The 16,555-nt window shown below is 40.0% G+C and carries 19 protein-coding genes; 6 read left to right on the top strand and 13 right to left on the bottom strand.

What is annotated here, in order from left to right:
• From GH808_RS10645 to epsC, 4 genes are all read right to left on the bottom strand, one after another.
• Complete coding sequence (locus tag GH808_RS10645) at positions 1–768, bottom strand: thiazole synthase (protein ID WP_186842773.1); 768 nt, start codon at positions 766–768, stop codon at positions 1–3.
• A 10-nt stretch (positions 769–778) separates the two neighbouring features.
• Positions 779–1,582 (bottom strand): sulfur carrier protein ThiS adenylyltransferase ThiF, encoded by an 804-nt coding sequence (gene thiF, locus GH808_RS10640; protein ID WP_186842772.1) that lies wholly within the window; start codon positions 1,580–1,582, stop codon positions 779–781.
• Positions 1,583–1,585: 3 nt separating this feature from the next.
• On the bottom strand, positions 1,586–1,780 hold the full coding sequence (thiS, locus tag GH808_RS10635; RefSeq protein WP_186842771.1) for a sulfur carrier protein ThiS: 195 nt from the start codon (positions 1,778–1,780) through the stop codon (positions 1,586–1,588).
• Positions 1,781–1,995: 215 nt separating this feature from the next.
• Positions 1,996–2,538, bottom strand: a complete 543-nt coding sequence (epsC, locus tag GH808_RS10630) for a serine O-acetyltransferase EpsC (RefSeq protein ID WP_186842770.1) — start codon at positions 2,536–2,538, stop codon at positions 1,996–1,998.
• Positions 2,539–2,715: 177 nt separating this feature from the next.
• Here epsC and GH808_RS10625 point away from each other — a divergent pair, with 177 nt between their 5' ends.
• Positions 2,716–3,519, top strand: coding sequence for an HAD-IIA family hydrolase (locus tag GH808_RS10625; protein ID WP_186842769.1), 804 nt, complete (start codon positions 2,716–2,718; stop codon positions 3,517–3,519).
• A 71-nt stretch (positions 3,520–3,590) separates the two neighbouring features.
• Here the strand turns inward: GH808_RS10625 and GH808_RS10620 are convergent, their stop codons facing one another.
• The 9 genes from GH808_RS10620 to dnaA all read right to left on the bottom strand — a co-directional run bounded on the left by GH808_RS10620 (position 3,591) and on the right by dnaA (position 13,677).
• Complete coding sequence (locus tag GH808_RS10620) at positions 3,591–3,875, bottom strand: PTS sugar transporter subunit IIB (RefSeq protein ID WP_186842768.1); 285 nt, start codon at positions 3,873–3,875, stop codon at positions 3,591–3,593.
• Between the two features lie 29 nt (positions 3,876–3,904).
• On the bottom strand, positions 3,905–4,555 hold the full coding sequence (gene rpe / locus GH808_RS10615) for a ribulose-phosphate 3-epimerase (RefSeq protein WP_186842767.1): 651 nt from the start codon (positions 4,553–4,555) through the stop codon (positions 3,905–3,907).
• Positions 4,556–4,577: 22 nt separating this feature from the next.
• On the bottom strand, positions 4,578–5,033 hold the full coding sequence (locus GH808_RS10610) for a PTS sugar transporter subunit IIA (protein WP_186842766.1): 456 nt from the start codon (positions 5,031–5,033) through the stop codon (positions 4,578–4,580).
• On the bottom strand, positions 5,033–7,522 hold the full coding sequence (gene gyrA / locus GH808_RS10605; RefSeq protein WP_186842765.1) for a DNA gyrase subunit A: 2,490 nt from the start codon (positions 7,520–7,522) through the stop codon (positions 5,033–5,035). Before gyrA ends, GH808_RS10610 begins: the two co-directional genes overlap by 1 nt.
• A 23-nt stretch (positions 7,523–7,545) precedes the next feature.
• The gene (gene gyrB / locus GH808_RS10600; RefSeq protein WP_186842764.1) at positions 7,546–9,462 is read right to left on the bottom strand and encodes a DNA topoisomerase (ATP-hydrolyzing) subunit B; all 1,917 of its coding nucleotides are present in this window, start codon (positions 9,460–9,462) and stop codon (positions 7,546–7,548) included.
• Positions 9,463–9,480: 18 nt separating this feature from the next.
• Entirely contained in the window at positions 9,481–10,596 is a 1,116-nt protein-coding gene (gene recF, locus GH808_RS10595; protein WP_186842763.1) for a DNA replication/repair protein RecF, read from the bottom strand.
• Positions 10,578–10,817: an RNA-binding S4 domain-containing protein gene (locus GH808_RS10590; RefSeq protein WP_186842762.1), complete on the bottom strand. Its 240-nt coding sequence runs from the start codon at positions 10,815–10,817 to the stop codon at positions 10,578–10,580. Before GH808_RS10590 ends, recF begins: the two co-directional genes overlap by 19 nt.
• A 195-nt stretch (positions 10,818–11,012) precedes the next feature.
• On the bottom strand, positions 11,013–12,125 hold the full coding sequence (gene dnaN / locus GH808_RS10585) for a DNA polymerase III subunit beta (RefSeq protein WP_186842761.1): 1,113 nt from the start codon (positions 12,123–12,125) through the stop codon (positions 11,013–11,015).
• Positions 12,126–12,321: 196 nt separating this feature from the next.
• Positions 12,322–13,677, bottom strand: coding sequence for a chromosomal replication initiator protein DnaA (dnaA, locus tag GH808_RS10580; protein ID WP_186842760.1), 1,356 nt, complete (start codon positions 13,675–13,677; stop codon positions 12,322–12,324).
• Between the two features lie 463 nt (positions 13,678–14,140).
• Between dnaA and rpmH the strand changes: the two genes are divergently transcribed.
• The 5 genes from rpmH to jag all read left to right on the top strand — a co-directional run bounded on the left by rpmH (position 14,141) and on the right by jag (position 16,538).
• On the top strand, positions 14,141–14,275 hold the full coding sequence (gene rpmH, locus GH808_RS10575; RefSeq protein ID WP_041669680.1) for a 50S ribosomal protein L34: 135 nt from the start codon (positions 14,141–14,143) through the stop codon (positions 14,273–14,275).
• A 61-nt stretch (positions 14,276–14,336) separates the two neighbouring features.
• A complete protein-coding gene (gene rnpA, locus GH808_RS10570; RefSeq protein ID WP_186842759.1) occupies positions 14,337–14,678 on the top strand; it encodes a ribonuclease P protein component in 342 nt (113 codons plus the stop codon).
• Position 14,679: 1 nt separating this feature from the next.
• Positions 14,680–14,892 (top strand): membrane protein insertion efficiency factor YidD, encoded by a 213-nt coding sequence (gene yidD, locus GH808_RS10565; RefSeq protein ID WP_207722309.1) that lies wholly within the window; start codon positions 14,680–14,682, stop codon positions 14,890–14,892.
• 37 nt (positions 14,893–14,929) lie between these two features.
• Entirely contained in the window at positions 14,930–15,880 is a 951-nt protein-coding gene (locus GH808_RS10560) for a YidC/Oxa1 family membrane protein insertase (RefSeq protein ID WP_186842758.1), read from the top strand.
• 28 nt (positions 15,881–15,908) lie between these two features.
• Positions 15,909–16,538: an RNA-binding cell elongation regulator Jag/EloR gene (gene jag, locus GH808_RS10555; RefSeq protein WP_186842757.1), complete on the top strand. Its 630-nt coding sequence runs from the start codon at positions 15,909–15,911 to the stop codon at positions 16,536–16,538.
• Positions 16,539–16,555: the final 17 nt, after the last annotated feature.

Genomic DNA, 16,555 nt, shown 5'->3' with positions numbered 1-16,555 from the left:
TCAGTCCTCCAAAAATCCGGTCAGCGGACTTGATGCTTCGGCGACACGATTCAGTACCCGGCCAAGACCCGCAAGATGGGTATTCCGGCCTGCCGCAATGGCCTGTCCAAATGCTTTCGCCATCAGGGCAACATTCCCAGCCGTCGCTACTGCCGTATTGCACATCACGGCATCCACGCCCATTTCCATGACCTCACAGGCCTCGGATGGCCGGCCGATGCCCGCATCCACAATGATCGGCAAATCTATTTCATCTACCAGAATCTGGATAAAATCTTTCGTGCTCAACCCCTTATTACTGCCAATGGGGGCCGCCAAAGGCATCACTGCTGCCGCACCGGCGTCAACCAGCGCTCTCGCCACATTCAAATCCGGATACATATAGGGCATTACTATAAAGCCTTCTTTTGCAAGGATTTCCGTTGCCTTGATGGTCTCATAATTATCCGGCATCAGATACTTGGAATCGCGGATGACTTCCACTTTTACAAAATCACCGCAGTTCACTTCTCTGGCCAACCGGGCAATTCTTACCGCTTCTTCGGCGTTTCTTGCTCCCGATGTATTCGGCAGCAGTGTCACATGGTCCGGAATATGTTCCAGAATATTTTCTTCGCCGCCAATATTTGCCCGACGCAGTGCCAGGGTTACAATTTCTGCGCCACCATTCTCAACCACTGCTTTCATTATTTCCAATGAAAACTTGCCAGACCCCAAAATAAAGCGGGACTGAAAACAATGCCCGCCGATTACCAATTGATCATTCATTTTTCTTCTCCTATACTTCTTCTATTCCCAGCAGCAGCCGTAGAATCATATTTGCCTGATGGCCGGCACAAATCTGTACCCTTGGCGCCATCAGTCCTCTGCCTACTTCTGCACTATTTTCCAGATCGCCACAAAGATATAAATTTTTCATGACTCGCGTTGTTTTAATCCGGTTTCCGCTGTCATAACCCGCCATTCCAGAGGCCGAAACAATTTTGATGCCCTTCAATTCCGCCAACGCCGTATTCACGAGCATGGATTTCATCTCCGCTTTATCAAACGCCTCGCAGACGATGTCATAACCGCTGAAAATCTCTTTGACATTCGCTTCAGACACTTTTTTCTTGCGGACATCTATTTTAATAAACGGATTGATCTCAGCGATTTGTATTTTTAACGCTTCCGTTTTCGGCATTCCCAAATGGCTGACGTAGTAATTCTGCCGATTCAGATTGCTTGGCTCAACCACATCAAAATCAACCAGCAGCAGCTGCCCCACGCCGATTCTGGCCAGCATCACCGCGATATTTGATCCCAGACCTCCCAGTCCGGCAATCGCAACTTTTCCCTTTTTCAGTTGCTCATGTACCCTGGGTGTATGCCGCGCCACCATCATACTTTCAAGTTCTTCCCGTTTGGGCAGCCGGCCTTTTCCAATAACTGCGATACTGTCGTTTTCCTTCAGTCTGCAGTTTTCTTCAATCTGGAAACCATTCAGAATAACAATATCCTGTGGCTTTCCGATGCAGTCCCGGACTTCAAAGGCCGTATCACAATTCAATTCCATTTTTTTTCCATTGATCAGCAGTTCCATCGCTCAACCCCCGCCCACAAAGCTTACAATTTCAAGTCGGTCTTCATTATCGAGGATTACCTGATGGTAAGCAGATTTCGGCACTATTTCGCCATTGCGTTCGATGGCAATTTTTTGAGGGTCGTATTGATTGATTTCCAGAAAATCCAGCAGTTTATGATTACTGCTTAATGTAATTTCTTTTCCATTGACTCTCATTCTTCTCACTTCCTTTCAAAAAAAGCAATAAAAAAACACAAAACAAGAACAACACCCTTTCGGTGGTGTACCCCATTTTGCGTTTATATTTGTCTGACGTGATTTTATATGATCCTGTCGTAAAAGTCAATACCAATTGTATCGATCAAATTAAACTTCACTTTTTTAATATATCATATCACAATAAAAAAAGAATTCCCATTCACAATGTCTTTCTATAAATTATAAATCTTTTTTTCTTTATCAATAACCCGGGCCGGAATTCCAACTGCAGTCGACTCATAGGTCGTATCTTTTAGTACCACTGCATTTGCTCCAACCTTCGTTCCTGGTGCAATATAAATATTCCCCAGTATTTTTGCCCCAGAGCCAACCACGACACAATTGCCAAGGGTCGGATGGCGCTTTCCTTTTTCTTTTCCGGTTCCCCCCAGAGTTACTCCCTGATAGAGGGTTACATTATCTCCAATAATCGTCGTTTCACCAATAACGACACCCATACCATGGTCGATAAACAGGTTCTCGCCGATTTCTGCACCGGGATGTATCTCAATTCCAGTTTTCTTTCTGGCTCTTTGAGACAGCCAGCGCGCTGTAAAAAAATGGCCCTCCTGATAAAGCTTATGAGCGCGTCGATACGTTTTCAGTGCCTTGATATGCGGGTATAGAAAATAAACCTCAATTGCAGATCGCGCCGCCGGATCTTTACGCATCGTTACCTGAATATCATTTTTAACGGCTTTAAAACCAGAAAACATAATCTTTACTCCTTTATTTCCAAGTATTTCACCTGGAATTACTATATTATATTTTTCCCGCTATTTTTTGTCAATAGTTTTTACATTGATTGCCTTGATTACTTAAGCTGATTCATGTTTAAATATTATAAACTATGCATATAAAAATAAATTAGAAATTATTGGAGGTACTTAATAATGAATGAAGAACTAAAAGAACTCATTAAAGATAAAAAAGGCTTTATCTGCGATATGGATGGTGTCATCTATCATGGTAATCGACTCTTACCCGGAGTCATCGAATTCGTCAACTGGCTTTATGCCATGGACAAGAATTTTCTCTTTCTAACCAATTCCAGTGAACGTTCACCGATTGAATTGAAGGAAAAACTCAATCGGCTGGGATTGGAAATTGATGAAAGTCATTTTTATACCAGTGCGTTGGCCACAGCCAAGTTTATCAAGGACCAATGCCCTGGCGGATCCGCCTATGTCATCGGCGAGCCCGGACTGGTCAATGCCCTGTATGATGCAGAAATTACCATGAATGATGTCAACCCTGACTATGTCATCATCGGTGAAACCCACAACTATAATTATGACAGTATTTTACGCGCTGTTAAATTAATTAATAAGGGCGCCAAACTGATTGGCACAAACCCGGATCTGACCGGGCCGTCAGAAGAAGGCATCATCCCGGCCTGCCGCGCTTTTGTCGCTCCCATTGAGCTCGTTACCGGTAAAGAGGCCTATTATGTTGGAAAACCCAACCCTTTAATGATGCGTACCGGCATTAAACGATTGGGCGTTCACAGTGATGATGCCGTTATTATCGGTGACCGCATGGATACGGATATCATTGCCGGGATCGAATCCGGATTGACCACTTTTTTGGTTCTCAGTGGCGTATCCACCCGTGAAACTGTCAAAGATTTTCCATACCGTCCCAACTATATTCTCACGGGAATCGATGAGATTGTCGCAGGATTGGAATTGAAATAGTTTTCTTTGCTGTATCAAAAAAGACTTTTAGCACAAACCACCTGTTACGGACTATGCTAAAAGTCTCTTTTTTATTTTTTTAGTATCTCCAGCAACTGATCAGTTGTACTTTTTATATTGATTCCGGTAAGAAATGCTCGTCCATTAATCAGCGGAACATTTATTTCACCTTCCAGCTGACAGGTGCAGACAATCGCATCTGGATGTAGCTCCTCATATTTTTTTATCGCATCGACGGCTTTAGCCTGAACGGTTTTACATTCGATACCATTCTCCTGAGCGATCTGTTCGATTTTTCTGGCAACCACTGTCGATGTTGCCAATGCTGTTCCACACGCTACTAAAATAAGTTTCATTCACACTTTCCTCTTTCAACTTTTTTTATTTATTCCGCGATGATCTCTTTAAACCGCTCCATATTTTTTCTCATTTCACCTTTAAAAAGACAGGAACCCGAAACAACTACATTCGCCCCCGCATCGACGACCTCTTTTAGCGTATTGAAATTTATTCCGCCATCGACTTCCAAATCAATGGAACGATCGCCGATCATTTTGCGGCATTCTTTTATTTTTCTTGTGGTTCCAGCGATATAACTCTGTCCCCCGAATCCCGGATAAACCGCCATAATCAGGATCATATCGATTTGATCAAGATATGGTTTTATCACTTCTGCCGGTGTATCAGGCGACAAAACCAGTCCCGGTTTCACACCTTTTTTGACAATCGCATCAATGCATGTCTGGATATCCCCTTCCGATTCCACATGAACCGTGATGATATCCGCACCTGCATCAGCAAACTGATCAATGTATTTTAAAGGCTCACTGAGCATCAGATGGACATCAAATGGAATCGACACGGTCTTTCTGAGTTGTGCCACCTGATCCGGTCCCATGGTAATGTTCGGTACAAAATGGCCGTCCATGATATCCACATGGAGGAAATCGGCGCCACTCTTTTCTACTGCCTTCAGATCACGTTCCAGATTGGCAAAATCGGCACTGAGCATCGATGGTGCTATTTTTACATTCATTACTTTCCACTTTCTTTTTTTATTACAGAAATGTCTTAATTAGATTGTAAATGGTTTTAGGATCTTTTGCATCCTTTATTTTATGTAAAACCTTTTCATTTTGAATGATGGTGACAATGGTCTGTAAAACGCCCAATTGTTTTTGCGGATCCTGAATAGCTAATAAAAAAACGATGTTAACTGGGATGCTTTCCTTGGGATTGCCCATGCCTGCAAAAACAACCGTATTTTTCAGAGTGACGATGGAAATACTTTCTTTTAAAACGTACTTTGCCTCGGTATGAGGCAAAGCAACTCCTATTTTAGTTGGCAGACCAGTCGGAAAAACACGTTCTCTTTCCACAGCTGCTTCAATAAAGTCTTCCGTTATGGAGCCATCCCTCAGCAGCGGTTCCGCTGCCAAGGCAATGGCCTCAAATTGATCTCTAACGATGCCATTAATCTGAATATGGTCTTCCTGCAATAATGATGATGCCATTATTTTTTTTCAGTGGTATCAATGAGTGCTACCTGGTCTTCCTCATCATCCACTGAATCCTCCTTATAGACTTTAGAAATTGTCGCAATGGATTCTTCCGGTTTTAATTTCATCAGACGAACGCCCTGAGTATTTCTTCCAACCGCTGAAATATCATTGCCTTCAAGCTTGATGACCACTCCCTGATTGTTGATCATCATGATTTCACCATCACGATCGATCACACAAAAGCCGACTAATTCTCCGGTTTTATTCGTCACTTTATAAGTCTGAACCCCTTTACCGCCGCGTTTTTGCGGACGATATAAATCAGAAGCACTCAGTTTTCCATATCCATTTTCACTGACACAAAGGACAAAGAGATCTTCTTTAACGATATCCATCCCGACAACCACATCTCCTTTTCGGAGATCGATTCCTTTTACGCCGATCGAAGTTCGGCTGATCGGTCTGACATCTTCAGAATTGAACCGAATCGCATAACCGTTTTTCGTTCCCATTACGATTTCTTCATCCTGTTCAACCAATCGGACATTGATCAATTCATCGCCATCTCTCAAATTAATGGCGATGATGCCATTTTTTCGGGATGTATCGTATTCCGTCAAATCAGTCTTTTTGATAATCCCCTGTTTTGTCGCCATGACCAGGTATTTATCCGCGGTAAATTCTTTAACCGGAATCATGGTCGCAATCTGTTCGCCATCTTCCAATGGCAGAAGATTGACAATGGCGGTTCCTCTTGCTGTTCTGCCACCTTCTGGAATCTCGAAAGCTTTCAGACGATAGACTTTTCCAAAATTGGTAAAGAACATCAGATAGTGATGGGTGGTAGTGGTAAAGAGCTGCTCGACAAAATCATTTTCTCGGGTGCTCAAGGCCGTAATTCCCTTTCCGCCCCGTTTTTGTGAACGGTAATTATCAGCACTGATGCGTTTGACATAACCGATATGCGTCATGGTGATGACCACATCCTCTTCTTCAATAAGATCCTCAACATCAAAATCTTCCACATCAATATCAAACGCGGTACGACGTTCATCTGCAAATTTTTCTTTAATCTCCAGCATTTCTTCTCTGATGATATTTAAAATCATTTTTTCATCCGCTAAAATTGATTCTAAATAGGCGATTGTCTGGAGTACTTCTTTGAGTTCTTCTTCAATCTTCTCGCGTTCAAGACCGGTTAAGCGTTGCAAACGCATGTCCAAAATAGCCTGAGCCTGGATATCCGACAGACTGAATCGTTCAATCAACTGCGTTTTCGCTGTCTTACCATCGGCGGCAGCTCGGATTATCTTAATAACCTCATCGATATTATCCAAGGCAATTTTTAAACCTTCTAAAATATGTGCTCTGGCTTTGGCTTTTTTGAGGTCGAAAATCGTTCTTCTGGTGATGATTTCCTTTTGATATTCCAGATAATGGAATATCAGCTCTTTTAGATTAAGCACTTTCGGCTCATTATTAACCAATGCCAGCATGATCACCCCAAAGGTTTCCTGAAGCTGGGTATGTTTGTAAAGCTGATTGAGAATAATGGTCTCATTGGCGTCACGTTTCAGATCAATGACAATAGAGATGCCCTTTTTTAAGTCTGTTTCATCCCTTAAATCCGCAATTCCCTCAATTCGTTTTTCTTTAACCAATTCAGCTATTTTTTCAACCAGTTTTGCTTTATTGACCATGTAAGGAATTTCGGAGATGATGATTTGTTTTTTGCCTTTTTTGGTGGTAGTTATTTCCACTTTCCCACGCACTTTTATCCGTCCACGACCCGTCGTATAGGCACTTCTGATTCCTGATTTTCCGAGAATGATACCGGCCGTTGGAAAATCCGGTCCTTTAATATCCTTCATCAGTTCATCAATGGTGATATCCGGATTATCAATTAGGGAAATGGTTCCATTAATGACTTCTCCCAAATTATGAGGTGGAATATTGGTGGCCATTCCGACCGCAATACCAGAAGATCCGTTTACCAGTAAATTGGGATAGCGGGATGGCAGTACGGAAGGCTCATTTTCTGATTCATCAAAGTTTGGAACAAAATCAACCGTATCTTTATTGATATCGCGCAGTAATTCAACAGTTATTTTGGCCATTTTCGCTTCGGTATAACGCATGGCAGCGGCGCCGTCACCATCAATCGATCCGAAGTTTCCCTGTCCATTGACAAGCAGGTATCGCGTCGACCAATCCTGAGCCAGACGCACCATGGCGTCATAAACGGATGCATCACCATGAGGATGGTACTTACCTAAAACATCCCCGACAATACGGGCTGATTTACGGAATGTTTTCTGCGGGTCTAAACCCAATTCGCTCATGGCATAAATAATACGGCGATGAACCGGTTTTAATCCATCTCTGACATCCGGTAAAGCTCGTCCTATAATGACACTCATCGCATAGTCAATATAGCAAGTTTTCATTTCTTGTTCAAGATTAACCGATTTTACTCGATCAAATTCAATTATTTCTTGCATTTTTTATTATTACTCCTTCTTTACTAGATGTCTAGATTCTTAACTTTTTTAGCATTTCGTTCAATAAATTCTTTACGCGGCTGAACCTTGTCACCCATCAGAATTGTAAATACTTCATCCGCATAGGACGCATCTTCCACATTGACCTGCAAAAGCGTCCGGGTGCTGGGATCCATGGTCGTTTCCCAAAGCTGATGGGCATCCATTTCACCAAGACCTTTGTAGCGCTGCAGACTGATTCGGGAACGATCTTCCACGCCTTCCAGTTTCTTTTCCAAGTCTTTATCGGTATAGGCGTAATCGACCTGTTTTCCTCTGGTTATTTTATAAAGAGGCGGCTGGGCAATATAAACATAGCCTTCTTCAATCAAGCCTCTCATATAACGGAAAAAGAAGGTCAGCAGCAGCGTTCTGATGTGGGCCCCATCCACATCGGCATCGGTCATGATGACAATTTTATGATAACGGGCTTTTTCCACATTAAATTCTTCACCAACGCCGGTTCCAAATGCAATGATCATGGATTTCAATGAATCGGTCGTCAGAATACGATCCAATCGGGCTTTTTCCACGTTCAGTATTTTACCTCGCAGGGGCAGAATGGCCTGTGTTTTTGAATCTCTTCCGGATTTTGCTGAACCACCAGCTGAATCCCCTTCCACGATATAGATTTCAGATAATGCCGGATCTTTTTCACGGCAATCGGCCAGTTTTCCCGGCAGTGCCGTCGAATCCAGCGCCGTTTTTCTGCGGGTAAATTCCCGGGCTTTCTTTGCCGCTTCCCGGGCTCTGGCGGCCGATAACGTCTTTTCGATGATGCTTTTCGCAATGCCGGGATTTTCCTCCATCAATGCCGTCAGCTGATCGCCGACAATGGTTTCCACAATCCCTTTGACTTCGGTATTTCCCAACTTTGTTTTTGTTTGTCCTTCAAATTGGGGATCAAGCAGCTTGACACTGACAATGGCTGTCATTCCCTCTCTGACATCCTCGCCGGTGAGGTTTTTATCATTCCCTTTCAGGAAGCCATTTTTTCTCCCGTAAGTATTGATGGTACGCGTCAGCGCACTCTTAAAACCATTGAGATGCGTGCCGCCTTCCGGAGTATTGATATTATTGGCATAGGAATAAATATTTTCCGAATAACCTGTTGTATATTGAAAAGCAATTTCCACCGAATAATCGTCTTTTTCTTTTTCAAAATATGTTATTTTATCATACAGTGGATCTTTGTTCCGGTTCATGTATTCGACAAAAGAATGCAATCCTCCTGTATAACAATAAATTTCTTTTCTTTTGGGATTTTCTTTTTCACTGATCAGTTTGATCGAAATGCCTTTATTCAAAAAAGCAAGCTCTCTCATACGATGTTCCAGAACTTCAAAATCATATTCGGTTTCATCGAATATATCTTTATCCGGTTTGAAGTAAACAGTCGTTCCGGTACGATTTGTGGTTCCCGTAACCGTTAACGTATCGACGGGTTTTCCCTTTTCATAATTCTGAACGAAGACCTGTCCATTTTGTTTTACCTCAACGGTCAGCTTTTCAGACAAAGCATTTACGACCGAAACACCAACCCCATGGAGCCCTCCGGAAACTTTGTAACCGCCACCGCCGAATTTACCGCCGGCATGAAGAACGGTCAGCGCCAGCTCAACCCCTGTTTTTCCCTGGGCCTGATTCATTCCCGTGGGAATACCTCGTCCATCATCGACAACCGTAATTGAATCGTCGGGATGAATGGTCACGGTAATATTTTTACAATAGCCGGCAAGGGCCTCATCGATACTGTTATCGACAACTTCGTAGACTAAGTGATGGAGTCCTCTCGATCCGGTACTTCCGATATACATTCCCGGTCTTTTTTGAACAGCTTCCAGTCCTTCGAGTACCTGTATCTGGTCAGCTGTGTATTTATCCTGGTTTTTTTCTGGCATGTCTTCCTCCTAATTTTCCTATTTCGTTGGTGTGATTTCTCTGGCCTGGCCTTGATGAATCTCAATCATATGCTTGTTTTCCTGTATTTCATCAGTTGAAAAAAGATCTTCTGTACAGGTTATAAAGGCCTGGGTTTTATTTAAAAGCTTAATGATGCTTTTACGTCTGTTCTCATCGAGCTCCGAAAAAATATCATCCAGCAGCACCACCGGGTATTCGCCGGTATTATCAAAATATATCTCAATTTGTGACAATTTTAAGGAAATAGCTGCCGAACGCTGCTGACCCTGTGATCCATATCGTCTGGCATCTTTTCCATTAATCTGAATGACAATATCATCGACGTGAGGTCCATATATTGTCGATCCTCTTGATATTTCCTCTTCCCGACTTGATTCCAGTTTTTCTTTGAAGATTCTCTTTATTTCTTTGATATCTTCCAGAGAATCGATAATATTGTTTTGATAGTACAGCGAAAGATTTTCTTTTCCCTGGCTCAATATTTTATGAAGCACATTCGCTTCCCGATTGAGCCGATGCAGATAGCGAATCCGATGATTCATCAGCCGTGTTCCAACCTGAACGAGCTGTTCGTCCCACACCTCTAAAGTTGTTGCTAAACTGGGCTCGTAGCGGATATTTTTTAACAGCATATTTCTTTGATTCAATATCTTTTCGTAATCTCTCAGTAGATAGTGATATTCTGGCTTGAAACCGGATATTTCCTGATTTATAAATCGTCTTCTCTTTTCAGGTCCTTCTTTTACAATTTTTAAATCATCCGGTTCAAATAGAATGGTATTGAATATGCCATTTATTTTTTCTCTTTTTCTGGCTTTTCCATCCAATAAAAATTGACGTTTGCCAAGATGACATTTTGCGGTAAGCGTATGTTTTACACCCTGACTGACAACGATGGCGTTCATAAAAAAATCATCATGATCCCATTGGGCAAGTTCTGCCACACTTGAAGCACGATGACTGTAACCACGAGATAAAAAAAACATCGCCTCAATGAGATTTGTTTTTCCCTGTGCGTTTTCGCCCATTATAATATTAATGCCCTCATGAGTTTTTATTTTTTCATTTTCATAGTTACGGTAATGAATTAGTTTTATTTCTTCAATGAACATGCTTGATCGATCCCTTTAACTTCCAGGGTATCATAGTCCTCTATTTCAACTCTATCGCCAGGCCTTATTTTTTTATTTCTTTGGGTACACAATTCCCCATTAACACGAATTAATCCATCAAGAATCATGAATTTTACGTCACTGCCATTTCCAACAATTCCGGCATATTTAATGAGTTGATCAATTTTGATGAACTCTGTGTTAATTTCAATTATTTGCATACTATTCCCCATTCATAATTATTTTGACAAAAATGAAAGAGCATTGCATTAATCCCTTTTATTTGTGCCAAAATTGGTTAAATTTTTATATCGCTATTCTTAGACCGATTAATTATAACATAAAATTAAAAAATAGTCTTTAAAATCAGTGATTCATTCGTCAATGTTCTGATTTTTTAGACTATTCTTTTAAATTTAGTTTTCTTCAGCAATTCGAACCGGCAAGATTAAATAGATAAAATCATTTCCTTCAACCGGGAGCAGCACACCAGGCCCGACAGAAGTGGTCATATGGATCAACAGCTCCTCGCCTTCAATCACTCGCAAGGCTTCAATTAGAAATTTAGAATTGAAGGCGATCTTGATGGATTCTCCGATGTTTTCAATTGGAATAATTTCAAAAACATTACCAATTTCTGCATTGGAGGTTAAAATCAGCTGATCCTGATTAAAATCCATTTTGATCAGGTTGTTTTTACCTTCTCTTGCCAGTAACGCAGCACGTTCACTGCTTTCTAAAAGCAAACGCCGATTGATCTTGACCTGCGTTGTTTTTTCCACCGGAATGATCTGTTTATAATTAATAAAGTCACCTTCCAGGAGTCTCGAAGTGAACTGAGTATTTTCCATTTCAAAAAATATCTGATTCTCCGAAAATTTGACGACCACTTCTCCTGCGTAATTTGCTAGAACTTTATTTATTTCCGTCAATGATTTGGCAGGAATAATGACGGTGAGATCTTCAGAAACTACTTTTTTTATTTTTCCGCATCGCAAAGCCAGACGATAGCCATCCAAAGCAATCAGATTGATATTGTCCTCATGCAATTCTATTTTAACACCTGTCAAGACGGGAATATTCTCATTGGTGGCGACTGAGAATAACGTTCCCTTGATCAATTCTTTTAAAACAGAAGCATCGATCGAGAAAATATGATCTTCGATGACTTCCGGCAAAGCTGGAAACTCATCAGCGGATAGTCCTTTTAAGGTGAAGTTGGATAGCAGGCATTCTATTTTTATCTGATGATGTTCATCACTTTCAAAAAAAACATCTGATCCTGACATTTTACGAATAAGCTCACCGATGATCGAAGATGACAAAACGATGTCCCCTTCAATTTCTACATCAGCAGGGATAGTCACCTCAACACCAATTTCCAAATCAGTACTCCTTAATAATAAATTATTATTAGCCGCACTGAAAAATATACCTTCCAGTATGGGGAGTGTTGTTTTTGAAGAAACAGCCTTTTGAGCAATGGCCAAAGCTCCCATTAAATTTTCTTTCAAACAATTAAATTTCATGAAAAAACCTCTTCTGTAAATTTTTAGCACACCGTTTTTATATATATTATTATATATTTAAATAATAGTAATAGTAGTAGGGGGTGTTGATATTGTTGATAACCTCCCAAAGCGCTTTGCACTATCGAAAAAACGAAAAAAGCAAAGGGGATAAACTGTTGATAAGTGGTTCAATTAAAAGGATAAATTGTGATTATTAATTGCCATTGATTTCCCGCTGGATCCGCAGGATCAAATTTTTAAAATCGGTGTTGTTTGCCATTTCTTCTGTTATCTTCTGGCAGGCATGAATCACAGTCGAATGATCTCGGCCACCAAATTCTTCACCGATCCGCGGCAGTGAAAGTTCGGTAATATCGCGGGTGATGTACATAGCCACTTGTCGGGGAACGGAGATGGCACGGGTTCTTTTTTTGGAATTCATATCTTCCACGGTAATATTGAAGTATTTTGCAGTAACTTCCTTTATATATTCACTGGTAATGACAATATCTTCTTTTTTTCTAAAAATATCTTTTAGGGCAACTTTTGCCGATTCAATATTGATAGGAACTTTATGAAGTTTTGAATACGCGAAAACAGTTGTTAATGCGCCTTCAAGTTCTCGAATATTTGAATGAATACTGTCGGCAATGAAACTTAAAACTTCATTGGGAATTTCATCACTGAAGGATTCGGCTTTTTTTCGGATAATGGCAATCCGGGTTTCAAAATTTGGCGCGTAGATATCGGTAATCAGTCCACTTTCAAAACGCGAACGCAAACGTTCTTCCAGCGTGGGTATTTCTTTTGGCGGACGGTCGCTGCTAATCACAATCTGCTTGTTTTCCTGCTGAAGGGTATTGAAGGTATGAAAGAATTCTTCCTGAGTTCCTTCTTTTTTAGCTAAGAATTGAATATCATCGATTAAAAGAATATCGGCACTGCGGTATTTGTTTCTAAAAGAAATATTTGTTTTATTCTGAATGGCATCGATAAAATCATTGGTGAATTTTTCGCAGGAAACATAGACAACCTTTTTATGCGGTGCATAGGATAAAATATAATGTCCGATCGCTTGCATGAGGTGGGTTTTACCTAAACCAACACCACCATAAATAAACAGCGGGTTGTATCGCTCGGAAGGGGCCTCTGAAACAGCCACACAAGCAGCATGGGCAAAACGGTTGTTTTCTCCGATTACAAAACTATCAAATGTATATTTTGGATTCATGGAACTATTTTGATAGGAAGAAACTTTATCATCAACGATTGAGTGGGATGCATTAGGGGTTGCGGTTTCCGGGGAAAGCATCGCATCTTCCTCTTTCAGGACAATTTTAACAGATCCTGGTTTTCCGGTAACTTCGGCTAAAGCATTGGTAATCAGAGGAATGTGGCGGCTTTCTAGAATTCCTTTTTCGAATTCATTTTCAGATAAAAAATAATAGGTGTTGTTTACATAATTTATGGGTTTGATTTTTAAAAACCAGGTATTGAAACTGGTTGGACTAATATCGGGTTTGATTAGTTCGAGTGCGGAATCCCATATTTTTTTAAACGAAGTGTCCATTAAATGAACCTCCAATTTCTTAAAAATTTAAATACTATCATTGTGGATAAAGTTATTTTTTATGCACAGGAAGTCCATTTTAATGTGAATACATAAAAAAATCAAGTAAAAGTTGATAAAAACTGTGGATAAAATAAATAAGTTATCCCAACAAGAAAAGATGAAAAGATAAGCCTGTTCATAAAATATGCACAAGTTATCCCCAATTAATCCACAAAATCGCTGAAAATGTGGATTAATGCACTAATGTTATCAACTTATCCACAGATTATTTCTGATACCAGTATAACAAATTGTTAATTGGCATTCAATAAAATTAAAATAAACCTAAAGGTTCATAAAAGTTTTGTGTAGTAGAATAATAAAACTTGACAGAGAATGGGCAAAACTATATAATTTTAGGGTAAAAGTCTTATTAGCTTGTAAACAAATGAATATAAAGAGAAAGTCAGGGGGTGTCGAAGTGAAAAGAACTTATCAACCAAAAGTTAGACAACGTAAAAAAGAGCATGGTTTCAGAAAAAGAATGTCTGCTAAAAGTGGTCGGCTTATTTTGAAGAAAAGAAGACAAAAAGGAAGAGAAAAATTATCAGCATAATCCTTTGTAGACCGTTTTTCAAAAGCGGTCTTTTGTTTAATAAAAATTAAGGAGACTTCCTTTGGTAAAGATAAATTCCCTAAAAAAAGAAAATGAATTTAAACGTGTTTTTCAAAAGGGGGATGTATTTGGAAACAAAGCTTTTGTATTCTATTATATAAAGAATGATCTTGGTGAAAATCGTTTGGGGATCATTGTCAGTAAAAAAGTTTCCAAAAGAGCTGTAATACGAAATAAAATAAAGAGAAGAACTAAAGAGGCATATCGTCGGAATGAGGATTCTTTTTCAAAGGGTTATGATATTATTTTAATTGCTAAGGAATCCATTACCCAAGTGCCGTTTAGCAGTTTAGAAAAATCATTAATACATTTGTTTTATAAGAAGAATCTCATGAGGCCATAAGATGATAAAGAAATTCCTAGTCGTGATTGTAAGAGGGTATCAGAAATGTATTTCCCCCTTTTTAGGAAAAAATTGTCGTTTTAGTCCAACTTGTTCAGAATATTTTATTATGGCTGTTGAAAAATATGGCGTAATAAAAGGGAGCTACTTGGGTGGAAAACGAATTCTTAGATGCCATCCTTTTAATCCCGGGGGATATGATCCCCTTCCCTGAAGAAGATTTAGGGAAAAATACTTTAAGGAGTTAAAGAATGGATTTTTTATACCAGATTTTTGGATGGATACTTTTCCAAATTTTCGAAATTGTTCACAATTATGGTTGGGCAATCATCATATTCACAATAATAGCCAAGGTTTGCCTACTTCCGCTTAATATTAAGCAGACAAAATCAATGAAGGACATGCAGCGCCTTCAGCCGGAATTACAGAAATTACAGAAAAAGTTCAAGAATAACAAAGAGAAATTAAACGAAGAGACGTTAAAGTTATATCAGACATTCAAGATCAATCCCGCCGCAGGCTGTCTGCCGCTATTGATACAATTTCCAATTCTAATCGGTTTGTATCAAACCTTGCTTAATCCTCAAAAATGGGTATTTAATGGTACTCAAGGTAGCTTTGACATGTCCTTTTTATGGATGAATAGCCTTAGTAATACGGATCCGTATTACATATTGCCTGTTTTGGCAGCAGTCTTTACTTTTGCTACTCAAAAATTCACGATGTCCATCTCGCCAAACGCGGATGCCAATGATCCCAATGCCAAAACGCAAAAAGTCATGTTGTATTTTATGCCAATCATGATTGGCTATATGGCCATCAATATGCCGGCCGGTGTTGCTTTGTACTGGGTTGTTCAGAATATATTTACATTTGTTCAACAATTTATTATGATGCGTATCCCGGAACCAGATTTTTCAGTTGAGGAAGCTGAACGACGCGTCAGAGAAGCTGAAGAAGAAAAAAGAGCGGAAATTGCCGCAAAAAGAGCTGCGAATAATCCATATGATCAAAAAAAGAAGAAAAACAAAGACGGTCAAGATAGTGAACCCAAAAAACCTTTGACAAAACCGGCTTCTAACAAGAAAATACCGCAAAAACCGGCGCAACAAAGAAAAAAACCAGCAGCTGAAATTCCACAAAGAGATGAAGCGCAGGAAGAAGCCTATCAAAATGCTAAGGAACGTTATAATAACAAATAAAATGAACTGAAAGCTAAGGGGAGGAAGAATGAATAAGTCAGTAACGGGTACTGGTAAAACCGTAGAAGATGCAATTAATGATGGTTTGCAGCAGCTCGGAGTTACTATGGATCAAGTTGAAACAAATGTATTGCAAGTGCCGGACAGTGGTTTAATGAAGCTGTTTGGAAAAAAGGAGGCGATTGTTGAAGTAAAGCTCATCAATGATCCACAACAACGGGCCTTTGATTTTCTAAATGAAGTATTCAATGCTATGAAAGTCAGCTGTAATATTCAGATGCGTCTTGAAGACAGTATTTTATTCATTAATCTGGAAGGCAAGGATATGGGTGTTCTTATCGGACGCCGGGGCCAAACCTTGGATTCGCTTCAGTACCTGGTAAGTTTAGTTATTAATCGAAAAAAAGAAGATTATGTCAGAGTGGTTCTGGATACAGAAAATTATCGTGCCAAACGCGAAAAGACATTAGAGGATCTTGGTGAAAAAATGGCGAATAAAGCGGTTTATTATCAAAAGAAAATGATACTTGAGCCAATGAATCCGTCGGAACGACGCGTGATTCACGCCAAACTGCAGAATAATGATAAGGTCTTTACATTTAGTGAAGGTGAAGAACCGTATCGGCGTGTTGTCATCCAGTTAAAAGATAAAAACTAAGAATATAAAGGGCGTGT

This window comes from Acetobacterium fimetarium (assembly GCF_014284475.1).
GTDB classification, from domain to species: domain Bacteria; phylum Bacillota; class Clostridia; order Eubacteriales; family Eubacteriaceae; genus Acetobacterium; species Acetobacterium fimetarium.
This window is presented reverse-complemented; position numbering and strand designations above follow the sequence as displayed.